Source organism: Neobacillus sp., assembly GCF_031988165.1.
Lineage (GTDB): Bacteria > Bacillota > Bacilli > Bacillales > Cytobacillaceae > Neobacillus > Neobacillus rhizosphaerae.
This window is the reverse complement of the sequence record NZ_DALZYO010000003.1, coordinates 62,662-82,681: the sequence shown is the minus strand read 5'-3', so window position 1 is coordinate 82,681 and position 20,020 is coordinate 62,662. Positions and strand designations below refer to the sequence as shown.

General features: G+C 38.9%; 20 protein-coding genes. 3 read left to right on the top strand and 17 right to left on the bottom strand.

Translation table 11 applies throughout. From position 1 onward, the window contains the following. Positions 1-141 precede the first annotated feature (141 nt). A complete protein-coding gene (locus tag RTR43_RS02690; RefSeq protein WP_312469468.1) occupies positions 142-966 on the bottom strand; it encodes a formate/nitrite transporter family protein in 825 nt (274 codons plus the stop codon). Positions 967-1,416: 450 nt separating this feature from the next. On the opposite strand from RTR43_RS02690, the gene RTR43_RS02685 reads away from it, so the two are divergent. From RTR43_RS02685 to RTR43_RS02675, 3 genes are all read left to right on the top strand, one after another. Next, a complete protein-coding gene (locus RTR43_RS02685) occupies positions 1,417-2,253 on the top strand; it encodes an SDR family oxidoreductase (protein ID WP_312469467.1) in 837 nt (278 codons plus the stop codon). A gap of 400 nt (positions 2,254-2,653) precedes the next feature. Continuing rightward, positions 2,654-4,042, top strand: coding sequence for a TldD/PmbA family protein (locus tag RTR43_RS02680; RefSeq protein WP_312469466.1), 1,389 nt, complete (start codon positions 2,654-2,656; stop codon positions 4,040-4,042). 6 nt (positions 4,043-4,048) lie between these two features. Continuing rightward, positions 4,049-5,389, top strand: coding sequence for a TldD/PmbA family protein (locus RTR43_RS02675; protein ID WP_312469601.1), 1,341 nt, complete (start codon positions 4,049-4,051; stop codon positions 5,387-5,389). Between the two features lie 289 nt (positions 5,390-5,678). Here RTR43_RS02675 and ftsH read toward each other — a convergent pair whose 3' ends face one another. The 16 genes from ftsH to RTR43_RS02595 all read right to left on the bottom strand — a co-directional run bounded on the left by ftsH (position 5,679) and on the right by RTR43_RS02595 (position 20,003). Further along, complete coding sequence (gene ftsH, locus RTR43_RS02670; RefSeq protein ID WP_312469465.1) at positions 5,679-7,502, bottom strand: ATP-dependent zinc metalloprotease FtsH; 1,824 nt, start codon at positions 7,500-7,502, stop codon at positions 5,679-5,681. Positions 7,503-7,582: 80 nt separating this feature from the next. Further along, positions 7,583-8,188, bottom strand: a complete 606-nt coding sequence (locus tag RTR43_RS02665; RefSeq protein ID WP_312469464.1) for a TetR/AcrR family transcriptional regulator — start codon at positions 8,186-8,188, stop codon at positions 7,583-7,585. A 236-nt stretch (positions 8,189-8,424) separates the two neighbouring features. Continuing rightward, positions 8,425-9,186: an NAD-dependent protein deacylase gene (locus RTR43_RS02660; protein WP_312469463.1), complete on the bottom strand. Its 762-nt coding sequence runs from the start codon at positions 9,184-9,186 to the stop codon at positions 8,425-8,427. 64 nt (positions 9,187-9,250) lie between these two features. Then, positions 9,251-10,369: an NAD(P)/FAD-dependent oxidoreductase gene (locus RTR43_RS02655; protein WP_312469462.1), complete on the bottom strand. Its 1,119-nt coding sequence runs from the start codon at positions 10,367-10,369 to the stop codon at positions 9,251-9,253. 352 nt (positions 10,370-10,721) lie between these two features. After that, complete coding sequence (locus RTR43_RS02650) at positions 10,722-11,216, bottom strand: aminodeoxychorismate lyase (RefSeq protein ID WP_312469460.1); 495 nt, start codon at positions 11,214-11,216, stop codon at positions 10,722-10,724. Then, entirely contained in the window at positions 11,206-11,589 is a 384-nt protein-coding gene (locus RTR43_RS02645) for a hypothetical protein (protein WP_312469459.1), read from the bottom strand. Before RTR43_RS02645 ends, RTR43_RS02650 begins: the two co-directional genes overlap by 11 nt. Positions 11,590-12,008: 419 nt before the next feature. After that, a complete protein-coding gene (gene mdh, locus RTR43_RS02640; protein WP_312469457.1) occupies positions 12,009-12,959 on the bottom strand; it encodes a malate dehydrogenase in 951 nt (316 codons plus the stop codon). 55 nt (positions 12,960-13,014) lie between these two features. Further along, positions 13,015-13,422, bottom strand: coding sequence for a BMC domain-containing protein (locus RTR43_RS02635; RefSeq protein WP_312469456.1), 408 nt, complete (start codon positions 13,420-13,422; stop codon positions 13,015-13,017). Then, positions 13,415-13,705: a EutN/CcmL family microcompartment protein gene (locus RTR43_RS02630; RefSeq protein WP_248734125.1), complete on the bottom strand. Its 291-nt coding sequence runs from the start codon at positions 13,703-13,705 to the stop codon at positions 13,415-13,417. Before RTR43_RS02630 ends, RTR43_RS02635 begins: the two co-directional genes overlap by 8 nt. A gap of 18 nt (positions 13,706-13,723) precedes the next feature. Beyond that, positions 13,724-14,383, bottom strand: a complete 660-nt coding sequence (locus RTR43_RS02625) for a hypothetical protein (protein ID WP_312469455.1) — start codon at positions 14,381-14,383, stop codon at positions 13,724-13,726. Then, positions 14,380-15,033: a phosphate propanoyltransferase gene (locus RTR43_RS02620; RefSeq protein WP_312469453.1), complete on the bottom strand. Its 654-nt coding sequence runs from the start codon at positions 15,031-15,033 to the stop codon at positions 14,380-14,382. The genes RTR43_RS02625 and RTR43_RS02620 overlap by 4 nt, the downstream gene beginning before the upstream one ends. A 33-nt stretch (positions 15,034-15,066) precedes the next feature. After that, entirely contained in the window at positions 15,067-15,360 is a 294-nt protein-coding gene (locus tag RTR43_RS02615; protein ID WP_312469451.1) for a BMC domain-containing protein, read from the bottom strand. A 17-nt stretch (positions 15,361-15,377) separates the two neighbouring features. Continuing rightward, positions 15,378-16,898, bottom strand: coding sequence for an acetaldehyde dehydrogenase (acetylating) (locus tag RTR43_RS02610; RefSeq protein ID WP_312469450.1), 1,521 nt, complete (start codon positions 16,896-16,898; stop codon positions 15,378-15,380). 30 nt (positions 16,899-16,928) lie between these two features. Further along, positions 16,929-17,579, bottom strand: a complete 651-nt coding sequence (eutL, locus tag RTR43_RS02605) for an ethanolamine utilization microcompartment protein EutL (RefSeq protein ID WP_312469449.1) — start codon at positions 17,577-17,579, stop codon at positions 16,929-16,931. Between the two features lie 12 nt (positions 17,580-17,591). Further along, entirely contained in the window at positions 17,592-18,626 is a 1,035-nt protein-coding gene (gene eutC, locus RTR43_RS02600) for an ethanolamine ammonia-lyase subunit EutC (RefSeq protein ID WP_312469448.1), read from the bottom strand. Positions 18,627-18,638: 12 nt separating this feature from the next. Then, a complete protein-coding gene (locus RTR43_RS02595; protein ID WP_312469447.1) occupies positions 18,639-20,003 on the bottom strand; it encodes an ethanolamine ammonia-lyase subunit EutB in 1,365 nt (454 codons plus the stop codon). Between the last annotated feature and the right edge of the window lie 17 nt (positions 20,004-20,020).

Below are 20,020 nucleotides of genomic sequence, written 5' to 3'. Positions count from 1 at the left end.
ACGAAAGACTATTTTAAGCATAAGATGGTGCCTGACACCCTTCAATAAAATAAGGCACCATCCAGTTTTGAATACGACATTAAATAGATGGAGTAAACATGCAATTGAACAAAAAAATGTGAAAGAAAAACGAAAAGAATTCTATCTTACTCGACTTTTTACCATTGGCTGAATAACCTTTTGTTTTGTGTAGTTGGAATCATTTTTCTTAAAAGCGTGCCAATAAGCCATAGCTATAAATGCTGTACCTCCTACTGCATTTCCTAAAAAGACTGGGATAAAATTGTGAAAATATTCAAACCAAGAAAAATGGCCGGCAAATATGGCAGCAGGGATGACAAACATATTTGCTACTACGTGCTGAAATCCAATCGCAACAAATGCCATTGTTGGAAACCAGATTCCGGTTATTTTCCCTACGATATCGTTTGCACCATAACAAAGCCATACGGCAGCAGCAACCAGCCAATTACAGCCAATACCGGAAATAAAGGCTTGGAGAAAAGACACTTCAAGTTTATGCTGGGCAATACTAATTGTCTTTTCTAAGTAAGGTCCCGTTTCAGTTAATCCAACAAGATGTCCGAAAAAATAGGCAACAAAAATAGCTCCGACGAAGTTACTGACCGTCACAAGAAACCAATTATAGAATACCTGCCCTGTGCTAATCTTATTCGCCATTCTTGCAAGTGGCACGGCCATCATATTCCCAGTCAATAACTCTCCACCTGCTAGTAAGGTAAGAATTAGCCCTACAGGAAAAACTGATGCTCCAATCAAATTGCTTAATCCTTCTAAATTTATTGATAGAGTTGAAGTAACCCGGATGGAAAGTAAGTATCCAAGTGCAATGAATGCACCTGCTTCAAAACCTAAGATCAGTATCTGTAATGGAGAGTACTTTGTTTTTTTGATGCCATTTTCCACGGTGATTTCCATAATTTTGTCTGGTTTACTGTATCCCATTAGATAGACTCCTTTTAAAATATCATCTGTTAATAGTTTGTGAAAGATTTAACATACTCTATTATACCGTAATTTCTCCCAAAATCCTGTGAATATTTCATTACTATTTTTACTTACAACCAGTATTTACATGTTTTATATAAAAATTAACGCTAATATATATACAACAAAATTTTCTTCCCAAAATAAAGAGCCGTATTTACACGTCTCAGACCTCATCTATATTTATGTCTTATCCAATCAAATGATTTCCAACAAAATAAAACACACGATAAATTTTTGTTGGGCTATTTTCCAGACATACTCAGCAGCAATTTTCTTTGTTTCTGCCATACAATTGCTTTCATTGAGGATGGTTGCTCTTCTTTATCTATAGGAAATATTATAACTAATCCAATTTTATTGAATATATGGTTTAATGATAGTTAAGGAATGTTGAAGGAGAAAATTATGAACAAAAAAACGGCAATAGTTACAGGTTCTTCAAGCGGCTTTGGCATGTTGTGCGCCCTCGAACTGGCAGTGAATGGTTTTACTGTCATTGCGACAATGAGAGATGTGAAAAAAGCAAAGCGATTGCTCGAAATTGCAAAAGAAAAGGATTTAGAAAAATTCATTCATATCCATTCACTTGATGTAACGTCTAGCAAATCTATAAATGAATTGAAATATTTACTTACAAACTATGTATCTGTAGATGTGTTAGTTAATAATGCCGGATTTGCACTTGGTGGGTTTAGCGAAGATCTTTCAATCGAGGAATATCGGCAGCAATTTGAAACCAACTTTTTCGGAGTAATTGCAGTAACCCAAGCAGTCCTTCCCTTTATGAGGGCTAGAAAGCAAGGCAGGATTATTAACATGAGTAGCATTAGTGGCAGAATGGGATTCCCGGGATTATCTGCTTATGTTTCATCCAAGCATGCACTTGAGGGATATAGTGAAAGCTTAAGGCTGGAGCTAAAACCATTTGGAATTGATGTTTCATTAATCGAGCCTGGATCGTATCAAACCAATATTTGGTCAAGCGTGGATTATATGGAAATCAATACTGAATCACCCTACTCATCCTATATGAAAAACATCTTAAAAGAGATTGAAAGTGGAAAGGCAGAACATGGCAATCCCACCGAAGTAGCTAAACTAGTAGCTCAAATTGCCTCTCAACGGAAATCTCCAAACTTCAGATATCCGATCGGTAAAAGTGTGAAGAAAAATCTGTTTCTTAAAACGATTCTTCCCTGGGAATTTATTGAAGCCGTTATTATTAAAAAACTACGGCATTAATCCGTTTTCCAAAAGAAGATTTCGTTAAAGGGCAGAATATGTAAAAAGGAAATTTCCCCGTTAATAAGGAGGCGGTGGTATTCTATTTCTATCGCTTCTTCCAATTGAACGATAGAACCGTCTTCCTTCTTACAAACTAAAAACCCTACTTCTTCAATGTATGCACAACTTTGAATTCACATTTCCTACCCTTTAAAAATCCTTATTTTAAATTAAGATATTGAGAAAGGTTTTACATTTTTTTTAATTAGGATTAGTAATATTGGGAATTATAACAAAAAGGTAAAATTAACCACACAATAGAAAAATGTTGTATGATATTAACGTGGGTTCTAATAAGGAAAATTCTAATTTAAAAATACAGAATTTTTCCATTATTAATAAAATTAAGGAGGAACATATGCTAAATCAATCTTTAATTGAAGACGTACTAACAGCGGCTTTATCAACTGGCGGAGATTTTTCTGAGATTTTCGTAGAGGACCGTTTTACCAATAATTTTACCTTGCAAAGTGGGAAAATCGAAACATGTCTTTCTGGCCGTGATTTTGGTATTGGCATCCGTGTATTTAAAGGATTGCAAAGTGTTTATGCTTATTCAACCGACTTTACCAAAGAAGGCCTTATTAAAGCAGCTAAAAATGCCGCACAAGCCATAAATGGAAATACCATAATACAACTGGTCCCTCTAGTTCAAGAATCATTCGAAACGATTAATCCCGTTCAATTCTTACCGAAAGAGGTGGATAAAACCCGCAAAGCAGCCATCATGAAAAATGCCTATGATACGGCAAAAAACTATCATTCTAGTATTTCACAGGTAACTGTTCGCTACATGGATGAAGAACAAAATGTCCTGATTGCCAATTCAGAAGGAAAATTGATCGAAGACAAACGAGTTCGCTCAAGGATGGCGATTCAGGCTGTGGCAGTGCGAGATAACAAAATGGAAACAGGCTTCTATGGACCAGGCGCCCATCAAGGTTTTGAGTTTTTCGAAAATTCAAATATGGATTATTTTGCAACTGAGGCAGCTCGCATTGCCGTGACGATGCTGGATGCTAGTCCATGTCCAAGTGGGAAATTCCCTGTCATTATTGATAATGAATTCGGCGGGGTTATTTTTCATGAAGCCTGTGGACATGGATTAGAAGCTACCGCTGTCGCGAAAAACCACTCTGTGTTTGCGAATCGCCTTGGTGAAATGGTCGCTCCGGAAATTGTTACCTATATCGATGACGGCACACTAAAAAACGAATGGGGATCTATCAATATAGACGATGAAGGCGAAAAGGCACGGACAAATGTTCTCATCGAAAATGGTATTCTAAAAGGCTATTTAATTGATAAATTTAATTCACGAAGAATGGGTATGGAATCAACCGGTTCTGGGAGAAGACAATCCTTCCGCTTTGCTCCAACCTCCAGGATGACCAATACATATATTGCACCTGGAAAATCAACACCTGAAGAAATTATCACCAATACCGAACATGGGATTTACACAAAATATATGGGCGGCGGCCAAGTGAACCCAGCTACAGGTGATTATAACTTTGCTGTAATGGAAGCGTATGAAGTGAACAATGGAAAGCTCGGAAAACCATTGAAAGGTGCTACTTTAATCGGTAATGGTCCAAAAACCTTACAGCTTGTCGATATGGTCGGAAATAATTTGGGTCATGGCGCGGGAATGTGCGGTTCACTAAGTGGAAGTATTCCAGTAAACGTAGGGCAACCGATGATCCGTGTCAGCGAAATCACCGTCGGTGGGACAAAGGGGGAATAAGCGTTGATGATACAAGAATTTCAAGCAAAACTATTTAACGAGGCACAAAGCAGCGGATTTACAGATGTGGAAATGTATTATGAAAAGAAGGAAGTTTTTGGTTGCCAAGTGTACAAAGGAGAAATTGATCAATATGAAATTGCAGAAGATGGTGGCGTATCCTTCCGTGGGATCATTAATGGGAAAATGGGCTATGCCTATTCTGAAAAAATCGATGATGCCTCTATTCCCTTTTTGTTAGATAACGCTAAAGAAAATACCCAAATAATGCATGATGAAGATATTGAAGAAATCTTTGCTGGAAGCAATCATTATAAACATGGAAATTTTTTCTCTCCATCCATAAATGAAATAACCATTCCTGAAAAAATTCAATTTATTAAAGATGTTGAACGTGAATTACTTACACTAGATCCTAGAATTGTTGGGACAGAATATTGCGGCATTCGGACAGAATCGGTCTCTAGAAATCTTGCAAATAATAAAGGTTTGTCATTAACTGATCAAATGAATTATTTGTATGTTATCGTGGAAGCTATCGTACGTGAAGGAGCCGAAACGAAAACATCCTTTGAATTTCAAGTGACAAAAGACTTCCACCGCTTAAATGCCATGGAAATTGCCAAAAAAGCCGCTGATGAGGCACTCTCACAATTAAGATCGAGAAATATACCGAGCAAGGAATATCCGATTCTTTTAAGAAATGATGCAGCAGCTAGTCTATTAGCAACATTCTCGTCTAATTTTTCTGCAGAAAACACGCAAGCAAGTATTTCATCATTGAAGGATAAGCTCGGAAAGCAAATTGCTAGCCAAAAGATTACGATTGTTGATGATCCATTCCTTGAGGAAGGCCTTGCCAGCAGAACTTTTGATAGTGAAGGAGTAGCGACTAAGAAACTTACATTAGTAAAATCAGGTGTCTTACAATCTTTGCTTCACAATCAAAAAACAGCGAAGAAAGAGCAAACGGAAACCACAGGACACGCTCATAAAGATTCTTATAAAAATGCTGTCAAGGTTGGTCCATCCAATCTTTATATCGAGCCTTCCTCTACCCCATTTGAAGCATTGCTTGCTTCCGTGGACGAAGGCATTTTAATTACGAATCTATCTGGCTTGCATTCAGGTGCTAACACAGTTTCGGGTGACTTTTCTCTTGCGGCTAATGGATTTTATCTGAAGGATGGTAAGGTTCAATATCCTGTTAACTTAATGACCATCGCGGGTAATTTTTATCAATTATTATTGAATGTCGAAGAAATATGCTCGGATTTAACTTTCCCACTATCACCAATTGGTTCTCCATCCGTTTTAGTAAAATCATTATCGGTTACGGTTGAGTAAGAGGAGTTTTTTCGGGTGGGTGTCCTAAAAGTAGAGCTTTGGGACACCCTTTTTTTGCGTCCATATAGCTATTTTGTCATTTCAAATTAATCGAAATGGAGTCTTATTACTTTGTTATTTGCGAATAAGTGCCTTTTATTTGTAAATAGACCATAAATTAATTTAATCACAAAATGAAAAATACCCTCATTGGAAATATAAATTGTCTTCCAAATGGGGTATTTTTATGGAAATTCAGTCATTTACACTCTATCTCTTCTGAACGAATAACCTCAACCTTTCGTTCTCATTAAGCCTCTTTTCCTAATATGGACATAAACTCCTCCCCGGAGATTGTCTCTTTCTCTAAAAGATACTTTGTTAATTCGTGCAATTTATCTTTATTATCCTCCAAAATTTGGATGGCTTTTTTATGGCAGGATTTGATAATTTTTAGGATCTCCGAATCTACTTTTGATGCAGTTTCTGCCGACACAATGAGGGAAGAGTCTCCTCCTAAATACGGGTTATTGACGGTTTCTAATGCCATCATATCGAATTCGTCACTCATTCCAAACCTTGTTACCATTGCTCTGGCAATCTTTGTTGCTTGTTCAATATCATTGGAAGCGCCTGAGGTGACCGTTTTAAAAATAATCTCCTCTGCAGCGCGTCCTCCCATATAGGTGGTTATTTTATCCAATGCCTGTTCTTTTGTCATAAGGACCGTTTCATGCTCATCCACTTGCATCGTATAGCCTAATGCTCCTGAAGTCCTAGGAATGATGGTGATTTTATGAACAGGGGCTGAATGACTTTGTTTTGCCGCAACTAAAGCATGGCCAATCTCATGATAGGAAATCGTTAATTTATCCTTCATCGAAATCACAGCATTTTTGCGTTGATATCCGGCAATAACCATTTCAACAGATTCTTCCAAATCATTTTGGACCACCTTACTGCGGCCAAGTCTCACGGCCCTAAGTGCCGCTTCATTGATAATATTGGCTAAGTCAGCTCCAGAAGCTCCAGATGTAGCTCTGGCAATCACATTAAAATTAACATCATCAGCTAATTTTACTTTTGTAGCATGTACTCTTAAAATCGACTCACGACCAGTCAAGTCAGGTAATTCAACCGGAACTCTTCGATCGAATCGACCTGGTCTTAAAAGTGCTTTATCAAGTGTTTCAGGTCGATTGGTTGCGGCTAGGATAACGATGCCCTTATCCGCATCAAATCCATCCATTTCTGTTAAAAGCTGATTTAATGTTTGTTCCCTTTCATCATTACCGCCGGCTATGCCTGAATTTCGGCTTTTACCGATTGCATCAATTTCATCAATAAACACAATACACGGTGCTTTTTCTTGAGCTTGTTTAAATAAATCTCGAACTCTTGCAGCACCCATACCAACAAACATCTCAACAAATTCAGAACCGGACATTGAAAAGAATGGAACCTTGGATTCCCCTGCCACCGCTTTTGCTAAAAGGGTTTTTCCTGTTCCTGGAGGTCCTACTAACAAAGCTCCCTTAGGAATATTTGCTCCGATTTCTTTGTATTTTTTCGGATTATGAAGGAAATCGACAATTTCCTGCAAAGCCTCCTTTGCTTCATCCTGACCTGCTACATCTTTAAAGGTAATACCTGTTTCGGTTTCCACATATACTTTTGCCTTACTTTTGCCAAAGGACATCGGTCCTCCTCCGCCCATCATCTTATTTTGCATCTTTTTCATCAGCCATTGACCGATAGCAATAAAGATTAGAAACGGTAGGATCCAAGTCAAAATGAAATTTATTAGTGGCGAAGTTTCTTTTGGTATCACCTTGGTAAATTTAACATTTGCCTTATGCAACCGATCAACTAATTTAGGATCGTCTATTTTTCCCGTCTTGAATAGCTTAGCCTTTTTTGTATCAACTGGCTTAAACATAATGGTGTTATCTTCAATTTCAACCTGTTTTACTTTACCTTTTTCAACCATTGTTAAAAATGTACCATAATCAACTTCTTTTACAGAGTGATTAGAAATGGCTGGAAAAATAAAAGAATTTAGCAGCAAAATAATTACTAATGTAACTCCATAGTAATATACGAGTGGTTTCTTTGGTGGCTTTATTGGTTTCATCTAAGTTCCTCCACGTTGACTAGTCTTAAATTAGTATGCTCTTTCTTAACCAATTTTACATGATGACCAAAGCATCGATTTTATTTACGAGCTAGTCCATTTTTTAACAGATTTATTTCTATTATATAATTACTCAAAGCTTCTTGCTGAGATAACTCTTTGCCAAATTTCTCCACAACATTACGAAAAGTGATGGTTGAAATTATTTGCATGATATGGCGCAAATCCCTGTCATTTGAAATATTCAAGCCGCTTGTATTGATTAAATCTGTAATTTCTTTAATATTTTCGTTACTTTCACAATCCCTAAAAATCTTTGAAAAGGTATATTCTATTTTATATGTCATGTTTAAGAAAGCATTTTCCAGAAAGGTAACATTTTCTTCTTCCTCGATAATCAATTGAAAAAAATCAATCATCGTATCAAATAAATCCCCATTATATTTTTTTAGCAGCAAAACAAAGTTTTCATTAATATTAATAACAAATTCATTTAATAAGAAAAAATAGGCATCCTCTTTGTCTTCAAAGTACTGATAAAAGCTGCCACGTGGTATTCGGGCTGTTTTAATAATATTCGAAATTGAAGCATCGTTTAATGGCACCCTAGAAAATTCCTTTTTGGCTGCATGAATTAACATTTTCTTTTTATTCTCTGGTAAATTATAAAAAGTTATTTTTGGCATTGGCCACTAACCCCTATCATTCAATCAGCTAATGTTACATTGCGGCATTATCTATTCATAATAAATGACAATATGTCACTTGTCAAAAAACAGAAAATGATTCCAGTCCCCAAGCGCTCAAAACCCTTAAATCGCTGAGGAACTGGAACCATCTATGAGGGTGCATATTAATAAATAATAGCTTTTTTTTATCTTTCGTAACCACTCAAATTTCTAACAATTTGTCCTTTGGATTTTTACACATTAATTTTGGACAGAGCATCTCCGATCGATTCTTGAATAACATATGTATTTGGTTCAAGGTCATAAGGTGTATCTCCTTTATTAATAATTATCAGAGGTATACCTGTCTTTCTGTATTGTGGAAAAGTGGAGAATGGCGTTACTTTTAAACTCGTACCTAAAACCAGTACACAATCTGCTTGCGAAATGGTGTTTATGATCGCGTTAAACCCTTCGATTGTAAACCATTCTCCAGAATCACCAAACAAGACCACATCCGGTTTAATGTAGCTGCTTTTTTTATCATTATTGACACAATGGTCACAGAGATAAAATTCATCCATCGTCTTCATCCTCTTGACCATTTCATCAGTCGAATAGGTTTTTCCACAATTTTGGCAAGTTGCTGTTTTCATTGTTCCATGGAACTCAATGACATTGTTACTTCCCGCTCTTTGATGTAATCCATCTATATTTTGGGTAATGATTTGGGTAACCTTGCCTTCTTTTTCCCATGTTGCAAGAATTTCATGGCCAATATTCGGAACCGCCTCTGGGTGATAAAGATGTTCGATTGCAAATTGGTAAAATTCTTTTGGATGTTTATAAAAATAATCAAGCGAGAGGATATACTCAGGTGCCAACTGATAAATCCCAGTTCTTGAACGGAAACCCTTTATCCCCGATTCCGTACTAATTCCTGCACCTGTAATAACGACGATGTTCTTTACCTCTTTAATGAGGTTTTTGCATGTATCTATCAAGTTGTTTTCCATTTGAATATGTCTCCTTCTGTCCTACTTGTCAGAATCCACAAGGACCAAATTGCAATCCTGTAAGTTATCCTCCAAGAGCACCTGACACGTTATAGAGGCTAAAGTCAATCTTTGTTTGTTTCCCTACCACATGCTTTGCTAGTTCTGCACCTAGATAGGGTCCGCTAGTTAGGCCAGATGCGCCTAGTCCATTTGCTATATAAATTCCTTCGTAATCAGGCAAGGCCCCTACCACTGGTAAAAAACCTGGGGTGAAGGGTCGAAATCCTACCCGTGTTTCTACGAACCTGCTATTTGATAGGCCTGGTGCCACCTCTAAGGCTTTGCCTAAAATTTCATTTATTCCCCCGGCAGTTACACGGTTATCGAATCCTGCCTCATCTTCATGTGTGGATCCAACGACAACCCGACCATTTTCAAAGGTAAGGATGTACTGGTTATGGAGCGGCATGACAACCGGCCATGAATTCGTATCGATTTCAGGCAATTCAAGATGAACAATTTGCGCTTTTTGAGGTTTAACTAAGAATTCAACACCTAATGGTTGCAATAGCTCTTTTGACCAAGCCCCTGCAGTTACAATTACCTGATCGGCAAACAAAATGGATTCCTCAAGCTTAATCCCAATAACACGGTTATTTTTATAAACAATGGAGGCATTTCCACTTAGAAAAGTAGTCCCATTCTTTATTGCAGAGCTAATCAAAGCCTTTCGTAAAGCTCTTCCATTCACTCGCGCTCCGCCACTGATATGAACAGAACCAAATTGTTCTGATAAGGGTGGAAATAGGGTCTTCGTTTCTGAAGGCAACAAAATCGTAATTTCACCAATTTCAGGGGCATCCTCTCTCCGTTTGCGGACTCGATCCGCCATCTGTTCCAGCTTATTCCTGTCTGCATGAAGACTAATGGCTCCAACACGTTTATAGCCTGTTTCTTTTTCTCCATCAGCTTCCAATTGAGCAATTAAATCAGGATAATATCGAGCTCCACCCTTTGCTAACTGATACCAGGATTTGTTCCGTCGTTGCGAAAGCCAGGGACAAACAATTCCTGCTGCAGCATCTGTAGCCTGACCCGGGTGGTGACGATCAATTAATATAACCTCTGCACCTAATTTGGCAAGGTGATAAGCGGTTGAGGCACCGAGAACCCCTGCTCCAATCACAATAAATTTCTGCATATAACACCTTTTCATTATCGTTTTATCGTACTCAAATAAGATTTTTGATATGTTCGTAAAAAATTCATTATCGCTTATTTTGAAGACAAATCACACATGTAATGATATCAAAAATGAGTGATGATGGAAAAATGATTGAGATTCCATAAAATCTTTATGTGACTATTGAAAAAAAACTGACTACAAGGGGGAAAAGGAGATACAATGAAAATCGTTGAAAAATATCTCATTGCTTTAGTTTACTAGTATAACCATTCTTGATGATTCCTGAATACTGCCAAAACAAAAAGTCGTTTTCCATCGAAAACGACCTCCATTATGACTGATGCCAAGCACCATTATTAAACTTAGATTATTTCTTAAAAATAGTGTCGATAACTTGATCGGAAGTCATTTCACTATCTACCACATATACACCAGGACGCAAATTACGGTCTAGTCCTTTTTTCTCTATATCTTGAGAAAAGTGAAGAGCATTCGGAATCAAATTTGCTTTTACCAGCATGTTTGCGACATCGATACTGGTCATTCCCTCTGACACATTAACGACTACCTTAGTTACGTTTTTATTAGACTTGCTGTTTTCAGCTGGTGCTTGTTTTTGTTCAGCAGCCTTGGCAGCTTTCATATTCTTGTCATATTCATCTTTCGTTTGAACAACATACCCTTTAGTTACAAGCTTTTTTTTCATATCCTTTTCAGATGGTTGAACCTTCACTATCTGGTTTTCCGATGTTTTGGCAGATGCGTTTGGGACATCTTTTTTATCAGAGAAGTATACAATGCTACAAATTGTTGTCGTTATTAGAATTCCTGCTGCAAAGCTGCTTAATAAGTTAATTCTCATTGGCAACTTTTCTCCCTTCATCCTTTAATTTTTGATAAGGAGCAAGCAGCAGTTCGATTTCACTTTCTGATACCTGTTTTTTCTCTGCAATACTCACAATAGAGTAATTGCGTTTATATAAGTCTAGTACTTCACGCAAGAACAGTTTTTTTTCAGAAGATAGCTGAACTCCCGCTTCTTCCAAAACCACTTCAATATCAAGCTCTAGATTTCGAATTGACTCTTGCATGCTATGGATCTCTTTCATATTAGCTACATGAACCATATCAATTTCATTACGAGTAACTTTAGAAGCTTGAACAGTTTTTAATATAGAGATGATTAGTAATATAGCTGAGATCCCAAACAATCCTGCTAACGTCCATTCCATCATAATCATTCCCTCCTTCGATTGAATACCAAGGTCTTATTATACATCCAAAAACTAATTTTTTCGATTTGAATCTCAAAAATACTCAAATAGTCGGAGGGAATTGACAAATTGCGGTGAAATAGGAATACATTCTCTCCGTTATCATTCATACATGAAAACAGGAGAATATCATATAAAAAAGCACTCTATAGAGTGCTTTCAAGGGTTTTCTGATCATTTGTTTGTTCACTTATAGTTAGAATAAAAATCTGATCTATTTTTTGAATTTATTCTTATGAGAAATAAACTTCTAACGCTTTTAATTGATGAAGCACTTGCTTTGCTCTTGGAATATTTACACCATGGCATCAAGTGTTAGTTTTAGTTCACTTGGAAAATGGCATCGTATTCGCAATTTATATAACTGTTAACCCAAATTGTTAAGCTTTAGCAGATACTAGGATGGCCATTACATTTTGGACGGATTGAACAGATTGATCTAGTGCAGTCTTTTCTTCATCCTCCAAGGGAATTTCTATTATACTTTCGATACCGTTACCGCCTAAGATCGTTGGTACACCTAAGTAAATATCGCTATAACCGTATTCACCCTCAAGATAGGCAATGGCAGGCAATATCCGCTTTTTATCCTTTAAGATCGCTTCTGCCATTTGCACCATTGAAGCCGCTGGTGCGTAATAGGCGCTTCCTTGACCAAGTAATTCGACGATTTCTCCGCCTCCCTTGCGCGTTCTTTCCACAATGGCTTTAATTTTTTCAGGTGAAAGAATTTTTTCAAGCGGGATTCCGCCTGCATAGGAGTAACGGACTAATGGGACCATATCATCTCCATGGCCACCTAATACAAATCCAGAAATGTCTTCAATCGAAACATTCAACTCCTGAGCAACAAATGTATTGAATCGTGCTGTATCCAATACACCTGATTGGCCGATAACGCGGTTTTTCGGAAAACCAGTCGTTTTATAACATACATATGTCATGGCATCAACAGGGTTACTTAGTACGATGATGTAACTATTAGGAGCGTATTTTTTTACATTCTCAGAAACTTCTTTGATAATCTTTTCATTTGTCACCACTAAGTCATCACGGCTCATTCCGGGCTTTCTTGGAAGACCAGCGGTGATTAATACTAAGTCAGCATCTTGGATGTCTTCATAGGTAGAAGTTCCGGTAATTTTCGCATTAAAGCCTTGAACTGGACTTGCCTCCAACATATCAAGTGCCTTCCCTTTCGTTGGATTGGCTTGTGAAGGAATGTCAACTAATACAACATCTCCTAGTTCCTTTTGAGCAAGCATAAGAGCAGCTGTTGCACCTGTAAATCCTGCCCCGATTACAGCTATTTTTCTACGGGTAAAAGCCATTATTTTCCTCCGTTCCGATGGCACCATCTAAATACTCAATAGATAAAATGTATGATTATTTTTCATCCTCAGGTTTGTTTCCTGCTTTTCCAGTTTCTTTCCCAGACTTCGGTGACTCCGCTTTCTTTTTAATAGAGCTTTTGTCATCGGAGGGGATTCCCTTTTTACTACTAGGACCTTTTATTTGATTTTCCTTCTTTAATAAAACTTCATTAATGGATTCATCGGGATGTGGAATGACATGGGCGGAAACCAGCTCACCAACTCTTGCTGCCGCTATTTTTCCAACTTCAATAGCAGCTTGGACAGCACTGACATCACCTTGCACCAAAACAGTAACAAGTGCAGCATCTACCTTTTCTTGCTTCACTAATGTTACATCAGCTGCTTTCAACATAGCATCAGCCGCTTCGATGGAACCGATTAATCCTCTTGTTTCAATCATTCCTAATGCTCTACTCACGTTCGTTCACCTCTTTCCTTTCAACATCGATGGAATCAACTATACCAATAATGAGAGCATCAATGGGCAAGTTTTGTTCAATGGACATATTAGCAGCTGCGCTCCCACGGGTAACGAGGACTCGATCGCCAAAACCTGCTCCAATTCGATCCACGGCAATAAACGGATCTCCAACAGAAGTTCGATCAGGTAATTCAGGTTGAACAAATAAAAATTTCAACCCCGTTAAATCATCCTCTTTCCTAGTAGCCCAAACATTACCAATTACTGTCCCCAATTGCATGTAACTTTTCGCCCCTTTTTATTTAATGACTTTGATGGTTTTCCCCAATTCCCGTGCTGTATCACGTGCTAAAGGGGTAATAATGGTAGATGGATCGACCACTATTCCAACTTCTTTACAATCTCTTACATCCCTTTGAGTCAACAACTTTTTCTTTTTCAAAATGGGATCTTTTGAAACAGCTGATGAAACTGTTACCGCCGAATTGCCAACAAAACCTTCGAAAGATTCGACTTCCACACCAAATTTCATTAATGTTTCCTTATATCCGAGCAATTGGGAAACATAGTCTCTGTTCTTAGGATTCACGTTAAATAGGTGTTCCTGCAAATAAACTGTCGGAATGATAGAGACTGGGACGGATTCTAATATGCACCGTGAAAGCAATTTACTATCAGGTGTATCGAATATACCGAGTACACCCTTCACAAGTAAATCCTGAGTAGCATGTAAGAAAATCACTTTGTCCACCATATCTAATTTTACGGTTTCATCTGCATTGCAACTTACAGCGTTCCATTTTGTCTTCATCAATTGCAATGGCTTTGGATCAATAAACGATGTGTCCCCAACAACGAGAAGAGTGGGTATGGATGATTCTAGAGGTTTCTCAACTGTTGAACTTAGTTGTTTGACTACCTCCAAAACAATTTGCTCGATCCAATTGCGATCTATCATACTGTTTCCTCGTATTTAATAAGTTTTCCTTTTGATTTTCCGGTAATAAAGCCGGCATTGGCTTCATCTGTATCGACATGCATTTCAAGCTTATACCTAGGGGAAACACGAATTAAAACCTTCCCAAGGGTAACGGGCCGCTCACCTTCAACCACTACTTTGACAAACTCTCCATTCTTAACTGCAAAATTGAGCGCATCCTCTGCTGTCATATGAATATGTGCCTGTGCAATAATGAGTCCTTCATTTTTGTAGAGGCTGCCTTTTGGGCCGACAAGTGTGATGGGGGCAGACCCACTAATATCACCTGATTCTCGTAACGGTGGTTTTACTCCTAACCGGACCGAATCAGTTTGACTTACTTCCACTTGGGTCATTGTACGCGCAGGACCAAGAACGCGCACTTTTTCAAGGCTCCCTCTTGGTCCCACAATCGTAATAGATTCGTTTGCAGCGAATTGACCTGGTTGAGATAAATCCGCTTTTTTCGTTAATTCATAGCTCTCACCAAAAAGGGCTTCTAGGTCGTTTTTACTTAAATGACAATGCCGGGCAGAAACAGCCATTGGGACGGAATGATTCCTTGCGGAGGCTTCTGTTAACCGTAAAACAACTTCCTCCACTATCGATTGAATGGCCTGGTGGTCCATGTTTCATGCTCCTAACCTATTATTCTGGAAAAATTAAAGTTCGATATCTAATTTTGGTAAAATGCTTTCCAATTCGTTGTGCGGACGTGGGATGACATGAACACTCATAAGCTCACCTACACGTTCAGCTGCAGCAGCACCCGCTTCTGTTGCTGCTTTAACGGCACCAACATCACCACGTACGAGAACAGTCACAATCCCTCCGCCTACATGAACCTTTCCAATTAAATGAACATTTGCTGCCTTAACCATTGCGTCAGCAGCTTCAACAGATGCTACTAATCCCTTCGTTTCAATCATTCCTAATGCAGTTAATTCTCTTGACATTTTACATTCCTCCTAAATTAGTTGGTTTGATATTTTTGAATAACTTGATTCACCATTTCAGCGATAACCTTTGCGTCGACTTCCCCTTTTGGTGCTACTTGCTTGAGTACTTGGTCAACGATATGTTCAACATCCTCTTTATCACCTGCACTTTTTTTAGTAGATGCAGATGGTTTTGGGATGGAAACTTCCTTGATTCCATAAGCCATTCTCTTTATGTTAATAAGATGGCGGGCTGTGACATTATCTGAAGTAATATTACCTCCAAACGAGCCACAGCCAAGTGTTAATGAAGGCATTAAGCCTGTTGTAGCTCCAACTGCCCCAATCGATGAAAGGGTATTGACCATTAATCTTGAAACAGGCATTTCAAGAACAAATTCTTTTGCGACAGCATCATCATTCGTATGGAGCGATAAGCTGTGACCTCTTCCTCCAAGATTCAGAAGCTTTAAACAATATTCCTTGGCCTCTTCGTAGTGTTCAGCCGTATACAGGGCAAAGACTGGTGACAGTTTTTCAATCGAGAACGGTACATCTTTTCCCACACGTGACTCTTCAGCAATTAGTACCCTTGTTTCAGCTGGGACATGAACTCCCGCCATTTCAGCAATCTTTATGGCTGTTTGTCCTACAATCGCTGGATTTAAATGTCCAGGCGTGAGAGTAATGACTTTTTCAACTAATGCTTTCTCTTTTGCATTCAGCATGTAAGCACCATTATTTTTTAACTCACGAATCACCATTTGCTGGATATTCCGATCAACAACTAGTGCTTGCTCTGTTGCACAGATAGTTCCATTATCAAATGATTTACTATCCACGATCATCGATACCGCTTTTGAAACATTTGCACTCTTTTCAATATAACAAGGGACATTTCCAGGTCCTACCCCATAGGCAGGTTTTCCGGAGCTATATGCAGCCCGAACTAAGGCACCACCGCCCGTTGCTAATATTACATTAACATCACGATGCTTCATTAATTCATTCGATGCAGCCATTGACGGCTTTGAAATCCAGCCAATCAGTCCATCAGGTGCCCCCGCTTGTACCGCAGCATCTTGACAAATTTTCAATGCTTCAACCGTACATTTAACCGCACGTGGGTGCGGGCTGACGACAATTGCATTTCTAGTTTTTAAAGAAATCAATGCTTTAAAAATCGCTGTTGATGTTGGGTTAGTTGTTGGGATAATCCCAGCAACCACACCATAGGGATATGCTACTTCCGTTATTTTATTAACCCGGTCTTCCAGAATGATTCCAACTGTTTTTTCATCTTTGATGGATTCAAAGACAGCCATTGAACCAACATCATTTTTTATTTTTTTATGTTCCACGATACCCATGCCAGTTTCTTCAACCGCCATTTGCGCAAGCTCAAGGGATTTTGCATAAGCGGCTTGTGCCACACGCTTAACAATTTCATCTACTTGTTCCTGAGAATAGGACATGTAGGTTAATTGAGCTTCTTTAGCACGCTTGACGGCATCCCGCATCTCTTGTATCGATTGGAGATCCTGATCAAATTGCACTATTACACACTCCTTTTGTAACTCTAATTCCTACTTAAGAGGATTTTTGGCGATATCCAAAATCGCATCCCTGAAAGCGTCTGCCGCAGCCTGACAAGCTGATTGTGTGCCAGTCAAAAATCCTCCGCCAAAATTTGTTTCAGACGGGGGCCCAAAAAACTTAACAAGCTTGACATCCGCTGCCTTCAAAGCAGCATCTAGCCCATAGACCGCTTCTAACGGAGGAGCAATTAGATAGGCCAAGGGCTCGCCTAGCTTGATTCCCGCTTCCTTCGAAAGGTAGGATCCTGTTCTTGAAACCACATGTGCATACAGCGCATGCGTTTTTTCCTGATTGATTGCTTCGAAAAAGGCATCAAACTTAGCTGTTTGGAGAACCGCTTCCATTCCACTTTTCACTTCGTCAGGCGACACACCAGCGATTATGCCTATCATCTCTCCCGACAATGGCCCGGAAGCATGGCCGGAACCAGCGTAAAAGGAACGAGCATAAACCACTTGGACATCTGCTCTTTTCGTTGCTTCATCCAGGGCGGTATATCCAATATCATCAACAGTTGAGGTAAAAATGGCCAAGCTTCTATGATGCGGCTCCAGATTAAATTGCTTCGCCAAATCAGGGTCAACATTTGGAATCACACGAACTGCTAATATATCAGCATGAATACGTTCTAAAGCCAAACTACTTACCTCCTAGTTTTCCTTTTGAACAAGCGACACTCCGCTAGCTTCATATTTTAATATTTTCTGAATAACCGTACCAAGGTAGGCTCCGGCCTCGACAGGCGGGATACCGCCCTTGTGAATATTCGAAATCACCATTCGTTCAGCCTCAATTGTTCCTATTCTCGGCTTAAAGCATAAATAGGCACTCAAGGATTCTGCACTAACAAGACCTGGACGCTCCCCAATCAATAATACAACTACCTTAGGCTGAAGCAACTCACCTACATCATCCATAACGGCAACCCGTCCCTTTTCGATATAAAAAGGGGTACCTATATCAAGTCCCAAACTTCTTAGTGATTGCATTAATGATAAGAAGACGTCCTCAACATTTTCTTCAACTGCACTTGAACTCAGTCCATCGGAAACAATAATTTGAACGGTGGGAGCTTTTCGGCATTTCTCGCTAATGATTTGCTTCGCTTCATCTGAAAGCTTTCTCCCTAAATCTGGACGGCGAATGTAAACCTCTTTATCACGAACCTTTGTACTAACCTTAAATAGATCAAGTCGTTTTAAAAGCTCCTCATTTACATCTCCATAAACAGCATCTACAGCAGCAGCATGATCAAAACGAAATTTTAGCCAAGTATTCGTTTTCGGACGTAAACCTGCTCTCCCGACTCCTATTCGGGCGGGTGTTTTGCTAATCAGCTCTTTTAATTCTTCCGGATTAAATGGATTTTCAATTCCTGAAATAGGATAAATTGCGTTAGTCCGTTGCTCTTCCATTACAATAGTTGACTCTTTCTTTTTAAGTGGCTTGGATTCAGAGTATTTCGGAAATTTTATTAATTCCTGTCCGTCTTCCACTTTCATGCTTGACAGATTTGGAGTTGGACGATTGGAACTTTCATGTTCAGTGCTAGATGAGTGATCCCAAAATTTCACTGTTGAAGCTGGCGAAACACTTTTTGCTTCCAAGTTTCCATCTGAACTATATTGGGTTTGTAATTTTTCGACAATCAGTTTTGTTACTTTCTCTATTAGCTCAGGATTCAATTCAATCAACTCCTATCTCGAAAAAATGGTCGGATCCCCAGCAATCTTACTTAGCTTGCCATTTTCAAAAATCCCCATTTTTTCGAGCCATTCAGTGAAGATTGGGGATGGTTGTTTGTTCATTGTTTGCCTTAGTGTTGCGACATCATGGTAGCTCAGTGATTGATAATTTAACATGCAATCATCCCCCATCGGTGCAGCGATTACAAAGTTCACACCTGCAGCAGTAAGTAGAACTCCGAGATCTTCAATATCATTTTGATCTGCTTTAATATGATTGGTATAGCAGATGTCAACACCCATCGGAATGCCATGCATTTTTCCCATAAAATGATCTTCTAGACCGGCACGAATAACTTGCTTATTGTTATACAAGTACTCTGGACCGATGAAGCCAACCACTGTATTAACAATATAGGGATCATAAAAACGCGCGAACCCATAATTTCTTGATTCAAGCGTCATTTGGTCGATTCCAAAATGAGCTTCAGCTGACAATTCAGAGCCTTGGCCCGTTTCAAAGTATAGACGCTGCGGCCCTGTTCCTGTTCCTAAAGTCTTAGCCATATCGTTAGCCTCCTGAAGCAGGGAAGCTGTAATCCCAAACGAGCGATTAGCTACTTCGGTCCCAGCGATACTTTGGAAAATCATATCTGCTGGTGCCCCTTGTTCTATCGCCTTCATCTGTGCCGTTACATGAGCAAGGACGCAATTTTGAGTCGGAATTTCCCATTCTTTAATAAAATTATAGGTCGCATGAAGCAGTCGCTTCACACTTTCTACAGAATCATCAACGGGATTTATTCCTATGACCGCATCTCCCATACCGTAGGACAAGCCTTCCTTAAGTGAGGCAATCATCCCTTCAACATTATCCGTAGGATGGTTAGGCTGGAGCCTGGAAGCCAGTGTGCCTTTATAACCGATGGTGATATTGCATTTTGTTAAAATTTCAATTTTGTTTGCGGAATGGACAAGGTCAAGGTTGGACATGATTTTCGCTACTGAAGCAATCATTTCACTATTTAACCCTCGGCTAAGCCTTTTTAAATCTTCACCAGTAGTTGTGTCACTCAAAATATACTCCCGAAGCTCTGCTACAGACCAGTTTTTAATGGATTGATAGACTGGTTCGTTTAGTTGACCTTCTATTATTCGGGAAACTTCATCCTCTTCTGGAGAAAGTAATGGATTTTCACGAATGTCTGAAAGAGTTAACTGACTAAGCACTTCTTTCGCTGCAATTCGTTCTTGGACCGTTTCAGCTGCTAATCCTGCTAAACGGTCACCAGATTTTTCTTCGTTCGCTTTTGCAAATAAGTCTTTTAAGGATGAAAATTGATAAACTGTTCCTAAATAATTGGTTTGAAGCTTCATTTGATTGATCCTCCTTT